Origin of the sequence: Burkholderia sp. 4M9327F10, from assembly GCF_005503145.1 — a bacterium.
Taxonomy (GTDB): domain Bacteria; phylum Pseudomonadota; class Gammaproteobacteria; order Burkholderiales; family Burkholderiaceae; genus Paraburkholderia.
In genome coordinates this window covers 198,978-213,412 of sequence record NZ_SCNV01000002.1, presented here as the reverse complement: position 1 = coordinate 213,412, position 14,435 = coordinate 198,978, and the positions used below count along the sequence as shown (strand labels likewise).

At 60.9% G+C, this 14,435-nt stretch carries 15 protein-coding genes; 12 read left to right on the top strand and 3 right to left on the bottom strand.

Features of this window, described 5'->3' with window-relative positions:
- Window positions 1–51: 51 nt before the first annotated feature.
- Window positions 52–1,095, bottom strand: coding sequence for a type VI secretion system protein TssA (gene tssA / locus FFS45_RS03375; RefSeq protein ID WP_137953283.1), 1,044 nt, complete (start codon window positions 1,093–1,095; stop codon window positions 52–54).
- Window positions 1,096–1,640: 545 nt separating this feature from the next.
- Here tssA and FFS45_RS03370 point away from each other — a divergent pair.
- The 3 genes from FFS45_RS03370 (at window position 1,641) to FFS45_RS03360 (ending at window position 3,859) form a co-directional block, all read left to right on the top strand.
- On the top strand, window positions 1,641–2,105 hold the full coding sequence (locus FFS45_RS03370) for an ESPR-type extended signal peptide-containing protein (protein WP_137953282.1): 465 nt from the start codon (window positions 1,641–1,643) through the stop codon (window positions 2,103–2,105).
- A 312-nt stretch (window positions 2,106–2,417) separates the two neighbouring features.
- Complete coding sequence (locus FFS45_RS03365; protein ID WP_137953281.1) at window positions 2,418–2,759, top strand: PadR family transcriptional regulator; 342 nt, start codon at window positions 2,418–2,420, stop codon at window positions 2,757–2,759.
- Window positions 2,756–3,859: a DUF1700 domain-containing protein gene (locus FFS45_RS03360; RefSeq protein ID WP_137953280.1), complete on the top strand. Its 1,104-nt coding sequence runs from the start codon at window positions 2,756–2,758 to the stop codon at window positions 3,857–3,859. The genes FFS45_RS03365 and FFS45_RS03360 overlap by 4 nt, the downstream gene beginning before the upstream one ends.
- 72 nt (window positions 3,860–3,931) lie before the next feature.
- Here the strand turns inward: FFS45_RS03360 and FFS45_RS03355 are convergent, their stop codons facing one another.
- Both FFS45_RS03355 and FFS45_RS03350 read right to left on the bottom strand, forming a co-directional pair.
- Complete coding sequence (locus FFS45_RS03355; protein ID WP_137953279.1) at window positions 3,932–4,240, bottom strand: ribonuclease domain-containing protein; 309 nt, start codon at window positions 4,238–4,240, stop codon at window positions 3,932–3,934.
- Between the two features lie 767 nt (window positions 4,241–5,007).
- Window positions 5,008–5,922: a helix-turn-helix domain-containing protein gene (locus tag FFS45_RS03350; protein WP_137953456.1), complete on the bottom strand. Its 915-nt coding sequence runs from the start codon at window positions 5,920–5,922 to the stop codon at window positions 5,008–5,010.
- A 114-nt stretch (window positions 5,923–6,036) separates the two neighbouring features.
- Between FFS45_RS03350 and FFS45_RS03345 the strand changes: the two genes are divergently transcribed.
- The 9 genes from FFS45_RS03345 to FFS45_RS03305 all read left to right on the top strand — a co-directional run bounded on the left by FFS45_RS03345 (window position 6,037) and on the right by FFS45_RS03305 (window position 14,407).
- Window positions 6,037–6,438 carry a RidA family protein gene (locus FFS45_RS03345; protein ID WP_137953278.1) on the top strand — a complete coding sequence of 134 codons (402 nt, stop codon included), beginning with the start codon at window positions 6,037–6,039 and terminating at the stop codon, window positions 6,436–6,438.
- Window positions 6,435–7,700, top strand: a complete 1,266-nt coding sequence (locus FFS45_RS03340) for an MFS transporter (protein ID WP_137953277.1) — start codon at window positions 6,435–6,437, stop codon at window positions 7,698–7,700. Before FFS45_RS03345 ends, FFS45_RS03340 begins: the two co-directional genes overlap by 4 nt.
- A gap of 457 nt (window positions 7,701–8,157) precedes the next feature.
- A complete protein-coding gene (locus tag FFS45_RS03335) occupies window positions 8,158–8,874 on the top strand; it encodes an autoinducer binding domain-containing protein (RefSeq protein WP_137953276.1) in 717 nt (238 codons plus the stop codon).
- Window positions 8,875–8,991: 117 nt separating this feature from the next.
- Window positions 8,992–10,236, top strand: coding sequence for a cation:proton antiporter (locus FFS45_RS03330; RefSeq protein WP_249362575.1), 1,245 nt, complete (start codon window positions 8,992–8,994; stop codon window positions 10,234–10,236).
- Window positions 10,237–10,271: 35 nt separating this feature from the next.
- The gene (locus tag FFS45_RS03325; RefSeq protein WP_137953274.1) at window positions 10,272–10,538 is read left to right on the top strand and encodes a phosphopantetheine-binding protein; all 267 of its coding nucleotides are present in this window, start codon (window positions 10,272–10,274) and stop codon (window positions 10,536–10,538) included.
- A gap of 38 nt (window positions 10,539–10,576) precedes the next feature.
- Complete coding sequence (locus tag FFS45_RS03320; RefSeq protein WP_137953273.1) at window positions 10,577–11,983, top strand: class I adenylate-forming enzyme family protein; 1,407 nt, start codon at window positions 10,577–10,579, stop codon at window positions 11,981–11,983.
- Between the two features lie 11 nt (window positions 11,984–11,994).
- Window positions 11,995–12,756 carry a hypothetical protein gene (locus FFS45_RS03315; RefSeq protein WP_212745687.1) on the top strand — a complete coding sequence of 254 codons (762 nt, stop codon included), beginning with the start codon at window positions 11,995–11,997 and terminating at the stop codon, window positions 12,754–12,756.
- Window positions 12,753–13,874, top strand: coding sequence for a beta-ketoacyl synthase N-terminal-like domain-containing protein (locus FFS45_RS03310; protein ID WP_137953272.1), 1,122 nt, complete (start codon window positions 12,753–12,755; stop codon window positions 13,872–13,874). Before FFS45_RS03315 ends, FFS45_RS03310 begins: the two co-directional genes overlap by 4 nt.
- Window positions 13,874–14,407 (top strand): hypothetical protein, encoded by a 534-nt coding sequence (locus FFS45_RS03305; RefSeq protein WP_137953271.1) that lies wholly within the window; start codon window positions 13,874–13,876, stop codon window positions 14,405–14,407. The genes FFS45_RS03310 and FFS45_RS03305 overlap by 1 nt, the downstream gene beginning before the upstream one ends.
- The last annotated feature ends 28 nt before the right edge of the window (window positions 14,408–14,435 follow it).

Sequence of the window (14,435 nt, the reverse complement as noted above, 5' to 3'; positions counted from 1 at the left end):
CCCTGGCAGATGCGGTATCGCAGCGGCGGCGCGCTTCTGGCGCGTGACGCGTTACTCGTCGTCCGGGCCGGACAGCATTTGCAGCTCGGAGAGTCCGCCCGGCGCGATGTTCCTTAGCACATCGGTGAAGCTCTTACCCACGAGACGTCGGGCCCGCCGCAGCAGAATCGGCAACGGGCTCGACGGCTCATGGCGGTCATAGTATTCGCAGATTTCGTCGATTCGGCGGATGACGTCCTCGCCGCCGCGGATGTCGTGGTGCTGGACGCCGGCTTCCGGACTGGCGTGGGCATCGCTGTCCTGCGCGGCGCTCTCGACGGTGTGGTTAGCGGTGAAGTCGGGAAACCGTTTGGACAACTGCGTATCGACGAATCGCTTCAGTTCATGGATATCGCCACTCAGGTGCGACAGGTCGGGAGCGGCCGTCCCCAGTTTGCCGGCCAGCAGTGTATCGATGGCCTGCGCATGCTCGAGCGCCTCGGCTAGCGCCGCGGCTGCGGCGGGCAACTGATCGTCGGGGCAATCCATGCAGCACGCTTCAAGGTCGGCCATCGTGGGGAGCGCAGAGCCGTCAGCCGGCGGCGCAACACTGATCGCGCCGTTGGCGATACGCAGGTCACGCAGCGAAAAGCGGCCAAGCCTTGGCGATTGGACGAAGGGCGCGGTCCGGAAATAGCCGAGTACGGCTTGCGGATCGCCGAGCGGCATCACGGCGTTCGCGCGTGCAGTGGGATCGTTGTTGTCGTCGGCGTCCAGTTGCGGATGCACGCTGTCCCAGTAGGGCTCCAGCAGCCCGCGCACGAGTGCGAGACCGTCACACCATCCTGACAAACCCCGCAGCCGGGTCCACGCGGCGCTCAGGTGGATTGCCGCGCGCACGTCTTTCGTGCGTCCTAGCAGCGCTTGCGCAGCAAGCGCGACTCTGTCCCAGTCGGGTTCCCTGGCGGGTTTCACATTGTCACCGATCGAGCGCTCCGTGGTGGGGGCGGCGATCCGTTCGAGTTCGACAAATGCCGGATCGTATTCGAGGTCATCTCCAGACGGTGAGGCATCGTCGATGGGGGTGAGCAGGCGGCTCAGATCGTATGAGGTCATGGTGGGCTGGCAGGCAAAGGATAGCGATAGGTGAATGGAGAACGGCCAGCACCGGTGAGTTATTCCGTCCGGCCACACGAATGTGTGTGGCGCGTGTAGTCGCAAATGCGATGAACCGCGCAGGCCTCGAGTTCCCGCTTTCGGGACATTCCCCTCCTTGCCCTGCGCAGCGTTCGCTTCTGCTGTCGACGTATTTTGCTTCCCATGATGTAAGCACACCACAGTTCGCTGGTTTTCGAATTTATTCGATATGAGGCGAATCCCGTCATTTCTATTCTCCGCCGAGGAATTTGCACGAGCATTTCCTATCCGCAGCAACCGTCTGCACGTCAACGCGATATCACAGAGGGCTTCGTACTGATCGATGAGTTCCGCGTATTCCGGACTTCCGTCTGTCCACCTGATGACTTTGACCAGTCTCACTACTCCGGCTTCCGCGGACTCCGGTCGCACTCCTTTGGTTGAGTGTGCCCCCTTCCGTATCACTGCGTGTCGAGCAGCGCTTGCCTGAGCGCCGCACTTTTTTCTTTTAAATTTCCTGAACCATGAACAAGAATCGATTTCGCCGGGTATTCAGCAAGCGCCTGGGCATGCTGGTCGCAGTTGAAGAAACTGCAACGAGTCAGGGCAAGCACCCGGGTGAGGGTGGCGGCGCAGGCGTGGCCGCAGCCGACGTTGAGTTGGGTGTTGTTTCGATCATGAAGGCGCTGGCCGCAGCGCTGATGGCTACCGGCGCGACGGTGAGCTTCGCGCAGAGCCTGCCGACCAACGGCCAGGTTGCGGCGGGCCAGGCGAGCATCTCGCAGAACGCCAACACGATGACCATCAACCAGGGCACGCAACGCACCGTGATCAACTGGGACACGTTCAACGTGGGCCAGACGCACGAGTACTTCTACACGGAGCGCGGCATGAAGGACGGCAAGGCGTACGTGGTGAAGTCGCACGGCTGGCTCAAGCAGGGTCCGGGACCGGTGACGCCGCAGACTTCACTGGCAGCGTCGAAATAAGTCGCATGCTGTGATCCGGGTTCCCAGGCGTCATTGCAGGGGAACCCGGTGACGGGGACGACGGACCGATCCGCACTTCACCGTGCGATCCGGCCGAAATCTCCACCGACAGTTCCTTTTCAGGCGGTGCCTCGTGCACCGCCTTTTTTGTCCTCTTTTGTATTAGCGATTCATACTTGCCAAAACCCGTACTTTGCATAAAACGGTACAGGCTGATAAAGTCCGGCCTTGGCACTCGGCAGGGCCTTATTGTGCCCAGATATCATGCATAACACAGTAGCTAGCAACGTGCCGGATATGTTCTGAGACGCGATGAAGACCCAACTCAAGAAAGGCACGCTCGACATGTGTGTTCTTGCGGTGCTGGCCCGCGGGGACAGCTACGCCTATGAACTCGTGTCGACGCTGTCGGCCACCATGGAAATCAGCGAAGGCACCATTTACCCGTTGATGCGGCGGCTTCAGGCTGAAGCGTGGGTCTCCACTTACCTTGTGGAGTCGCCGTCGGGACCGCCGCGCAAGTATTACTCGCTCACGGGCCCGGGTCGCCGCAGCCTGCTGGAAATGGAAGGGGAATGGCGCAGCTTCGTTGATGAAGTCAACGGCGTGCTGGGGCAACAAGGCAAGCAACAGAGCAAAGGGGAAAACCCATGAAGCAGGACGTATTCATTGATACGCTGCGGCAGGAACTCGGTGGTCTGCCAAAGGCGGCGATCGATGAGATCGTGGCGGATTACCGTGAATATATCGGCGATGCGCTGGCAGCCGGCCGCCACGAGGAGGAGGTGATCGCCGCGCTGGGTGACCCGGCCAAGCTTGCCCGTGAACTCAAGGCTCAAGCCAGCTACAAGCAGTGGGAAGCCCAACGCTCGTTCGGCAACCTGATGCGCGTGGTTGCATCGGTCGCCGGGCTTGGCCTGCTGCAACTGTTTCTGCTCGGACCGTTCCTGCTGTATCTGCTGATGTTGACAGCCGGTTATATCGTATCCGGCGCGCTAACCGTGGCCGGGCTGGTCGCAGTGATCGCGCTCGGTAGTCATCATCTGCTCGGTACAGATTTGAACCTGAAACCCGGCAGCGATGCGAAAACGAAAGCCGACCTGGTCGGAGATCTACACACCGGTTTCTCCGGGTTGCAAGTACTCGACAAGCGCTTCGTCTTGCGTCTGAACAACGGTGCCCGGGTCGATCTTGTCACCAATGCCGGGCCGATCGAGCTCAAGCGCAGCGCGCAGGGCCATTTCGTGATGGAAATACCGGACGCCGCCGCACGCAAACTGCTGACGCAAAACGCCGACGGCAGCTTCAGCATCGACCGCGACGTGGTGAACGCACTCGATTTCCGCGACACGGTGGACGGCCGGCTCTCGCTGGCCCGCAGCGGCGAGCATAAGCAGGAACTGAGGTGGAGCATCGCCGGCAAGGACGGCAGTCGTGTGAGCTTCGTGCAGGACGCAAACGGCGATACGCAACATCTGAGCGTGCACGACAACAGCGACAACAGCCATGTATCGATCGGCAACGATGAGATTGCGGTCGACGACGGCAACGATCATATCCATATCTCAGGGCTCGGCGGTAAATCGCTTGAATCCATTGCCCTGCGCTACGCCTTTGTCGCCTTGCCGATCGGGCTGCTCGGCCTGCTGCTTTGCATCTGGCTCACACGCATCACCTGGCGTGCGCTGGCGCGTTTCACGCAGCGTCAGATCGACGCACTGTCGACGAGTTTCGGGCATACGTCGGCCCGGTAATCAAAAGCACCGGCGCCGCAGTTGGCCTGCCGGTGCAACGACTGCGCAATCACCCGTCAGTTGTCCGCGGCATCACTGAAACTGCACAAAGCTGAAATAGTGATCGCGCGTGTAGTAACCCGCAAGTATCTGATTGGTGTTGTCGTCGAACAGCATGACGATGCGGTAAACACCGGGTTGGCCGGCCTGATCTTCACCTACACGGCCTTCGTAGTACTGCTGATTTTTTTTGGCCGTCGGCAAGCGGACGGAACCGTGACCCCCTTCGTTTGCATAGACGCCGTAATTCAGACCCGGATAAGCCCGGCCTGAGTTATGACGGTCGACCATTTGACGGACGACTTCCTTGAGGTCGGCGGGAAGTGCTGCACGGGTTACCATGATGACGCTCCTTCGGTTGAGTTGAAATCGCCGGGAATGCTGCGTTCCGACTGCCGAACTATGAGCGTCGCTCCCCCCGATGCATATGGACCAAAAGCCATGATTGCCGGATCGGTACTTTGGTTATGGACTGTACCGGGCGCTGCAGATTAATCGCTCGCGCCGGAGATCGCCATTGCGGGAAAGCGTGATTGCAAGAAGCGCTGCTGAATTGTTAAATCGAAAAATCAGACATGACGCCGTCAATCAGCAAATGGCGCGGGAAGATTGGTGTGATTATTGTTCAGATATTGGAGCGATTGGATTCTCGCGTGCGAATATCTACGCTAGCCGCGAAACTGCATGGCGGCGATGAGAGAACGGCACTCGCATCCCGCCAGCAACCGCCGTTCCGCGGCGCGTAAATTCGCGTGTGCGAGCGATTTGCCCGCACACGACATTCTTATAATGCGATACTTATATCTAGCTCTCAGATTCTGGCCCGGCCCTCGGAATTGGCCAGGATCTTTTCACCGACCCCTAGCGGGTCGGTTTTTTTTTGTGGCCAACCTTGAACAACTTAACTGCTGAACTTCACTACCGAGGTAGGGAATCAATACCCTACCTCGGTAGTGTAGAGCTATCCGCAGTCTTTTGCTAGATGCATATCTCATTTTTCAGACACTTGGGCGAGAACGCGTGTGGAATGAGGCACCAGGGCGACAGATCTTGTGCCTGTCACCCAACAAAAGGTCTGCGTGTTTTGGGGCGCGATCGAGCGAGGCGTTCTAGCCCTGATCTGTCCCGCTTCCTGATGTGCCGGCCCGGCTTCGTCGTTTGACTCCGCTCGCGGCTGCGGTGGCTTTGCTTTTCAGTCTCGGTAACAGGACGGTTTTGGCCGCGAGGAGCGCCTGCATCACATCGCCATGGAGCGCTTTTTCATAGGCGGCCTGACCCATCGAGTTGATCAGGATTCGCCCCATGACGTCAGCCTTGACGTACTCGATCGCGAGCAGGCTGATTACCGGATTGTTGGTGAGTACGGCTTCTTCATTGGCCGACGGCCCGAATTCCGCGGTAATCGCGTCCTGTTCGTCCGCGACGGCGACCGAAAGGCGGCGGCCCTCGAGACGGTTCCGGGCACTTTCACCGCATTCGCGCAGGTCGTAACAGCGGGGGCCGCTCAGGCTCGCCTTGCCGTAGATCGCCACATGGACATCCACGCCACGTGCGGAGGCCGCTTCGATCGCGCCGCGCAGCGGTTCCATTTCCTCGTCCCAGATGGCCGCGAACAGGGTTTGCTGGGCGCTATCTATGGTGGTCAGGAATGCGGTGATGATTGCGCGGCTGTCGCGCAGCGACCAGACGAGACCGGGCTCGCGGGCCGCGGGCAGCGTCGACAGTCCATCGTTCACGATGGCGAGGTCGTCCTCAAAGCGGTCCCGCAACCGGGCCAGCACCTCTGCGTAAGGAACCGCTGCATAGCGGACCGGTTCCGACCGATGCATGAGAACCGCGCCCTTGGCGTCCAGGCGTTGAAGGGTTTCGTAAATCTTCGACGGCGGCACGCTGGAAAGCTTGCCAACCTCGTGACCATTCATCGGTGAACGCTGCAGGAGCGCACAGTAGGCTTGCGCTTCGTATTGTGAAAAGCCGAGACGGATCAGCGCGGATATCAGGTCGGCAGGAATCTGTGTGGTCATATGGCGCGAGACTAGCACATGTCATTCCGATACAGTACACTACCTCAGTAGTGTAGATATTCACTACCTCGGTAGTGTAGCCGTTTATTTAGGACTCACCACAAGGAGTGCAGTATGAACAAGCGCTATTCGTCGGGTTCGAGCTGGGAAACGACGGTCGGGTATTCGCGTGCCATTCAGTCGGGCAACACGCTCTACGTGTCGGCCACGGCGTCGAGCGGGCCGGATGGTTCAATCGTCGGTGACGACCTGTACACGCAGACCAAAACCATTCTCGAGAAACTCGGCAGCGTGCTGGCCGACGCCGGGTTCGCGTATAAGGACGTCGTGCGCAGCCGTCTGTACGTGACGGATGTCAGTCAATGGAAGGAGGCGGGGCGCGCTCATGGCGAGGTGTTCGGCGACGTTCGCCCGGCGCTGACGCTGCTGCACGTGCTGCCGTTCGTCGATCCGAAGATCCTCATCGAGATCGAAATCACTGCAGTCAAAAGCGCCGCGGCTTCGAACCTGTCATGAGTCGCGTTGCGCGCGGGAGTGATGAGCAAGGGCGAGATACGCCGCATGGGTGGCTGACGGTGTTTATCGCGATTGCCGCGGGTGTGGCGATCTCGAACAATTACGCGCTCCTGCCTGCACTTCCCGCCGTCGCGCAGACTTTCCATGTGCCGCTGACCGCAATGGGTCTCGTGGCCGGCAGCATGCAGGCGGGGTACATGGCGGGTATCGTCCTGCTGGTGCCGTTTGGCGACAAGGTGTCCGCGGCGCGAATTGTTTCGTTGCAATTCGCGGTGCTGGCACTGGCGTTGGCGGCGGCGGGGTATGCGCCAACCCTGCCTCTGCTGGCCATCGCGGGCTGTGTGATCGGTGCGATGGCAACCAATGCCGTTCACCTCGCGGCGGTCGCGTTTCGCACATCGCAGCCGCAGTCACGTGGCCGCGCGGTTGGTACGGTTGGAACGGGGGTGTCCGCGGGCGTCCTGTTGAGCCGCTTCGTCGGTGGGCTCATATCGCAGGAGCTGAACTGGCGGATCATGCTCCTGTTGTTCGGCCTTGCGTCCTTTCTGCTGGCCTGCCTGACACGTCGCCTGTTGCCCAAAGAGACGCCACGCGTCGAACAGAGCTACTTAGGCTTGCTCAGATCACTGCCTTCGGTGTTATTCCGGTATCGCCTGCTGCGAGAGGGCGTAGCCGTGGGAGCGTGCTGGTTCTTCGTTTTCAGCATGATCTGGGTCACGCTCGTATTGGCGGTCGCAAAGGCTCCGCTTAATCTGAACGCCGCTCAGGCGGGTATGTTCGGCTTTGCTGGCGCGCTCGGCCTGTTTGCAACGCGTGTCGCGGGGCGTGCGGCTGACCGGTTTGGGTACCGGCCGGTCATCGCATGCGGCTTCACGCTGCTGCTTGCCGGCGTGGTCACCTTGTTCGTTGCTCGCTCATCAATAGCAGGAACGGCAATTGGCCTGGTGTTATTCGATGTCGGCTGCTTTTCCGCGCAGGTGGCCAATCAGACCCGGCTACTGGCAATTGACGCCAACGCACGCAGTCGCATATATAGCGTATATATGTTTTGCTATTACGCAGCGGGCGCGCTCGGCTCGGTCCTCGGACCGCTGGTCTTCGTGAGTTATGGATGGGACATGGTATGCATGGTGAGCCTCGTACTGGCGGCGCTTGGCCTCGCGATTACGCTCATTCATCACCTTGCTGCGCAGCGAAGCGGTGAAGCGGTCACCGGACATCAAGCTGCCGGTGTGGCAGCAGCGGCTTCAAAGCGCAATTAGCTCCGGCACGCTATGCTCGGACAAGCCGGGCGCCCATACTTGTACAAGCCGCACAACCATAGCGCGTTCGCGCTTTCATAATCGACTTAATAAGCGGCAACTTTATAAGCGGATAGGCCAGGCCAATTACGGGGAAGGGTGTGTCACGACTTGCGTTGCTCCGGTCACCGGTTTGTGTTTGCGCGGAGGTGCGGTAACCGGGCGAAGCGATGCTGGATTTCAAACCTTACGCAAGTAAGGAAGGGAATCCGCATGGCTGAAGTCGGCGTTCTCCCGATCTGCGCAATCCCGTTCACCCTCAATCTCCGGGATTGATTCCGGTCCAGCTATCGACGCTGTTCGGGCATTTCTTGCGCAAGCCATTTTTATTGTTTCATCGCGCCTCTTCCTTTCACTAATCCGGCCCGCCGCGGCTGCCGCGCTCTCTCCGAGTTTCTTGTTTCCGGAGAGGATTGACATGCGCGAGTGGTACCAGGAACAGCTGCAACGGATGGCCGACCATCACAGTTCCGACGAAGAGCTGTACGGGGAAATTACCAGCAGTGCCAAGGCATTGAGTTTCGACTTCTGGATGTTCGGCATTCGCCTGCCGATTCCAGTGACGCGCCCGGCCACCGAGGTTCGCGGTAACTATCCACCGTCATGGCAGTCCCGCTACCGGACGCCTGGCTATGTCGAGATCGATCCCATCCTCCGTCATTGCAAGGTGTCATCGGTCCCGCTGATATGGACGGCTGAAGCTCCCTCATCGGAGCGGCAGTATTGGGACGACGCCAAAGCACACGGCATCCGGTATGGATGGTCGATTTCGCTGCGCGACCGCTTCAGCGCCGTCACCTGGTTCACGCTGGCCCGCAATTCCTCGCCCATCTACCCGGATGAACTGGCCGTCACGGAGTATCCGATGACCTGGCTTGCCCACTTCGCCCATGCGAGCCTCGGCGCGAGGCTGTTGCCAACCATGTTCGCGGGCAGCATGCCTCACCTGTCGCCGCGCGAGCGCGAGGTGATGGGCTGGACTGCGGAAGGAAAAACCGCCGCGGAAATCGGGGTGATTCTGGGCATCGCCGAGTCGACCTGCATCTTTCACCTGACGAACGCCACGCGCAAGCTCGGCGCCGTCAACAAGACGCACGCAGCGGCGAAAGCGGCCGTACTCGGGCTCATCGGGTAAGCGCTGCGGCAGCGGAGGCGAACCGGGCGCGGGACTGCACCCCTCTCATTTCCTGGAGCTATCTGGCCCTGAGCGTTCGCGCTATTTTTTGCCTTCGGGTCCACGGCGGAAATTCCAATGTTTCTTCTCCAGTTAGCAATCGTTATCCTGGCGTGTCATGCGTGCGGTCATGTGGCTGAGCGCATCGGTCAATGCCGTGTAGTGGGCGAAATCACGGCAGGCATCCTGCTTGGCCCTTCGGTCCTCGGGGTGCTCCACCCGGGTATCCACGACGTTATCTTCCCCGCGAGTTCGGCGTCCAGCATGTCCCAGCTCGGCGAAGTGGGCATTGTCCTGCTCATGTTCGAGATCGGCATGCACATTCAGCCTCCGGACAGGCGTGCTGGCGCCGGATTGCGCTTGCCGGGACTGATCGCGGCGCTTGGACTCGTCATGCCGTTTGTTCTTGGCGTGCTCGTGGCGATCGGCTCGAAGGATGCGCTGGCTTCAGGTGTGCCGGGTGTGCCCTATGTTCTCTTTTGCGGCGTCGCGCTGGGGGTCTCCGCCGTTCCAGTCATGGCGCGCATTGTGATCGATCTTGGCCTCGACAGGAATCCACTGGCCAGGACGGCGCTCTCGGCTGCCATGCTGACCGATGTCGCGGGTTGGGTGCTGCTGGCCGTGGTCGCGTCGATTGCGCATCCACGTAATGGCGCACTCGGGCTTGCCTTGGCCCTTGGCGGGATCGGGCTGTATTCGATCGGATGCGTGCTCGTCACACGCTACGCGGTTCGGCCCATGTTGATACGGGCGGCGCAGCGCGACGACATGCGCGCCGTGTTCACCATCGTCACGTGCCATGTCCTGATCTCCGCCGGCATCACTGCCAGCCTGGGTTTTCACAGTGCATTCGGCGCGCTGCTTCCGGGGATGCTCCTGCGCGGCATCCCGGCCGTTCGCGAGCAATGGGACAAATGGTTTGGCGGCTTCATCCGTACCGTCCTGATGCCGGTCTTTTTCTCCTACGCGGGTTTGCACACCTCCATCTCGTCAATTGATGGGGCCAGCGCCTGGCTATGGCTGTGCGTCTTCCTCGGGGCGGGATTCGCCGGCAAGTTCGGTGGCTCGTATCTCGCCGCGCGAATCTGCGGACTGCGCTCGGGCGATGCCGCATTCCTTGGCTCGCTGATGAACGCGAGAGGCCTCATGGAGCTCATCGTGCTCTCGATCGGCCTGCAGTTGGGCATTTTGCCGCCCAAGGTCTACACGATGCTGGTCCTGTTTGCTCTCGTTACGACTGCAATGACCACACCGCTCGTGCGCTATCACATGCGTGCGGGAAATCAACCGCTGGCGGACCCGCAGCGCAAGCCGGCTGCGTGACCTTTAAACCAGCACTCCTTTCCTGAAGGTAATTAATGAACGCAAGCAGACAAGAGATCGTCGAGCGTCTTCGCCATATCGTTGCAACACGGCTTGACGTGGACATTTCCCCTGACCGGATCGGCCTCACCGACGGCTTCCTGTCCGTGGTCGGGATCGACTCGATTGGCTTCATCGAACTTCGCTATCAGTGCGAGGAGGAATTCGGAATCAAGATCGACGAGAGCGATTTTGTGCCCGACAACTTTCTGAATTGCGATGTGCTGTCCGGATTCCTGCTTACGAAGTTGGCGGCCCGCTAGTCCCCATGCGGGCACGTTGCTCAACAAGAGAGATCCTTATGCATATCGCTGACGTTGATCACCTGATTACCGAAACATCCAGCGTTGCCTTGCCGGGAGGCGAGGAGGTAGCACTCGAACCGTTGCTAGCCGGACTGCGGGCCCATGCGCTGCCGGAGGGCGCCGTGGTGCTGGTTTGCATGCCTAACGGCAGGAATCTGCTGCGGCTTTTCTTCGCGCTTGTGGAAGCCGGCTATGTCCCGGCCATGCTGTCGCCGACTACGCCCGTCCTTCGCCTGAGTCAGATGGCCGAAGACTTTCACGCCATGGCTGTGGTCAAGCCACGCCTGGGGGAGGAATTGCGCAGGGAGTTGCGTATTGACGCAGTCAACCGGCACGCGGGTGTCGAGATCGGCTTTTTCCGCGCGGGCACGAGACCGGTCACCGAACCGGGCGAAGTGGTCCTGACTACCTCGGGCACGTCGTCGGACTTCAGTAGCGGCTGCGTGCACTCGATCGATTCGCTCAGGGCGAATGCACGCAAACACGCAGCCGATATCGGCCTGTGTGCGGCGGACACGGTTCTGGTCAACCTGCCGCTCTATTATTCGTTCGCGCTTGTCGCCCAGGCGATCGCCAGCATTGAGTGCGGTGCGCGGCTCGTCATCAGTGGGCCGCCGTTCATCGGGTCGCGTTACATCGCGGATCTCGCGTGCCATCGCGTGACAGTCAGCTCCGTGACGCCGGTCCTGATGCGCACGCTGCTTGCGCATGCATCCACCGAACTTCCGGCGAGCGTCCGTGCGCTCACCGTGGGCGGCGACTTTCTCGCACCGGAGCATGCTGCGGCTTTCGTCCAGCGCTACCCCGGCAAGGAACTGTACCTGACCTACGGCGTCACCGAAGCGGGGCCACGTGTATCCACCGGGCGGGCTCACGAATCGGACGCGAGGCGGCTGGCGTCCGTCGGCCGTCCAATGCAGGGAACCCTGGTGCGCCTGCTCGAGGTGGACGGAGCTGCGCGCGAGGGCGAACTGCTGGTTCATTCAGACACGCTTCTGCGGCGCAAGATTGGCCGAAACGCCCAAAACCCATTGGTCGAAATGGACGGGCACACATGGCTGAAAACGGGAGACATCTTTGAAATCGACGAAGACGGCTATCTCTTCTTCAAGCACCGCAGATCCGACTTCATTGTGCTGAACGACGAGAAGGTCAACCTGGCCGCGATCAAGCAGTTCTGTCGTGCGCTACCGGGCGTGCTGACCTGCAGGACCCGATCGATCCGCCATGCCGATACCGTCAATGGATATTTTCTCGAGGTCACGGTGGACGACCTGCTGGTGGGGCCCGCTGAAGCCGATGCGATGAAGGCGGAGATCATGAAAGGCTTAAAGCATATCGAACGCCCGAGCACCTTGACGCTCACGCCCGTGAACAGGCAGCAGTACGAATTTTATAAATGAGGATGCGCACCGTGAACAAAGACATTGCCGAGTTAACCCGCGCGATCATCGCAAAGCATGGTCTGAAGAGCATCGAGGACGTGGTGCGGCTCATTCCTGTGCATATGTGTCATATCACCCAGGAGTCGGAAGTCTTTCGCACCTGGCCGGCGAATCTTGTCCGCCTGACCTACCCCCGCGAGGAATGGGCGGAGCATGACGCGGTCTATGCGCACTACCGCGACGAGGTGATTCCGTCGATTTCTCTCGGCGACTATCTGCGCGCGTTTGTCGAGCCTGGCACACCGCGCCTGCCGTGTTTCTGCACGGAAATGAGCGATGTGGCGGGTACGCTGGTTAGCGCGTTGCTTGGGAAACCGGTCTATGCGATCCGCAAAATCTTCGTCAATTACCTGTATCTGCCGCAGCCGTGGCACTCCGTGAACGCGCTCGTGAGCGACGGGCGGATTCGCTACTTCGATTCATCAGCGTACCGGCAGGTGTTTGACAAATCTCGCCGGAAATTCGTGCGGCCGGACGAACTCCCCGGGTTCGACAATGCGGACGTGCAAGCGCGCTTTCTGGTGAGTGACAACTGGCTGCAACGCGAGCCGTTCGCACGAACGATTTCGCCGGCGGGGGAGTCGATCCACGACAGTTTCTATCCGAACCCGCTCGACGCCGACAAGCCTGACGACTATCTGCGCGTCTATGGGCCCGCGGAGTGTGCCGGAGCCGCGCCGCGCAACGACTGGAACCTTGCCTGCACGCCGGCGCAGGATGACGCGTCATGAGCGACATTGTGATCACGGGAATGGCCTGGCACACAGCACTGGGCCACACGTTATCCGGCGTATGGCAGCGGCTGCTCGACGGCGAGACCGGCATTGCCACGCTCGCCTCGCCGCATACGCTGAAAAACGACCGGGCGGCAGCGATCGTGCTGGCTGAGCGCGTCGACACGCGCGACACACGCGATACGCTCGAGCGGTTGACCCGGCAAACCGTTGCCGCCGCTGCCGCGCATGCGCAACTGGATCTGTCCCATCATGCGGCGCGCACGGTGCTGGTGGTAGGCACGAGCTTCGGTGCGCGGCTTGACGATGCACTTGCGGCTGCTGAGCCCCTTGATCGCTGGGTGCAGGAGATCGCCGACGGGTTCGGCCTCGCGTCGGTTGCGCTGTCGACGGCCTGCTCGTCGGGATCGGATGCGCTTCTGCTAGGAGCGGAGCTGATCCGGGCCGGCGTGGCCGACCGCTGCATTTGCGGCGGCGCCGACGTGCTCGCCGACTCCAAACGCCTCGCGCATACCGCGCTCGGCACCATGTCGCCGACCACGCTGCGCAGCTTCGATCGCCGTCACGACGGCACGATCCTCGGCGAAGGCGTCGGCTTCCTGGTGCTCGAACGCGGCGGTGAGCGTGCGGTCCCGCCGCTCGCAGTCCTGCGCGGTGCGGGTTCGTCCAACGATGCAGCCGGCTTGACCGCACCCGACAAGGACGGCAACGGCATCCGGCTCGCCATCGAGCGCTCGCTGAAAGACGCGGGGCTGAGGCACGCGGATATCGGTGTCGTGAACGCGCACGGTTCGGGAACCCTGACCAACGACCGGATCGAGAGCGCCGCATACCTGACGTTGTTCGGCGCGTCCCAGCCGACGATCTTTGCGACCAAAGGCTCGTTCGGTCATACGCTCGGAGCGACCGGTGCACTTGAGGCAATCGCGCTGATTCTCGCGCTGCAGGAGCAGGTGACACCCCCCATATACGAACTGGAAGAGCCGATAGAGGGTTTTACCTTGCCGATGCCAGTGGCGCGTCCCCGGTCCATCCACGCCGTCTATGGGCTAAGCCTCACAATCGGCTTTGGCGGCTTCAACACCAGTCTGGTTTTTGAGGGAGTCGGAGCGTGATGAACGGGACTTTTCTGCGAGAGCGTCGCTACGACATCGTCGACATCTGTGAAGTGCACGGCACTGCGTACGAGCAACTGAATTCCGAGGTGCGCGGCGGCGTCAGAAATGCCGATCCGATGGTATGGCCCGTGCTCGAATGTGTCGCACGGCTGTATCGCGCGCACGGTGCCCGGCTGGAAGCCCATCGGGACCACGTTGGCATGATCCAGTCCGGCAGCGCCTACCCGAGAGCCACAGCGTTGCGCGTGAGGTCCGACCTCAAGCGCAGCGGCCGCGTGTCGCCGGCAGCGTTCATCAACGCCAATGCGGGCGCGGCGCTGGCCATCTGCTGTACTCGCTTCGGTTTTCGCGGCCCGACGATGAACCTGACGATGCCGGCCGCGGAGGCAAGGACGCCGGTCGACGTGCTTGCTACGCGCTGGCTGAGGCAAGATAGCGCGCGCTATCTGATCCTTATCGCGGCGGAATTCGATCAGGCGAAAGAGGTTTGGGTGACGGGCACGTTGATCAGCAAAGCCGATTCCTACTGACATTCACCAGATTGAAGGGTGATTTGGG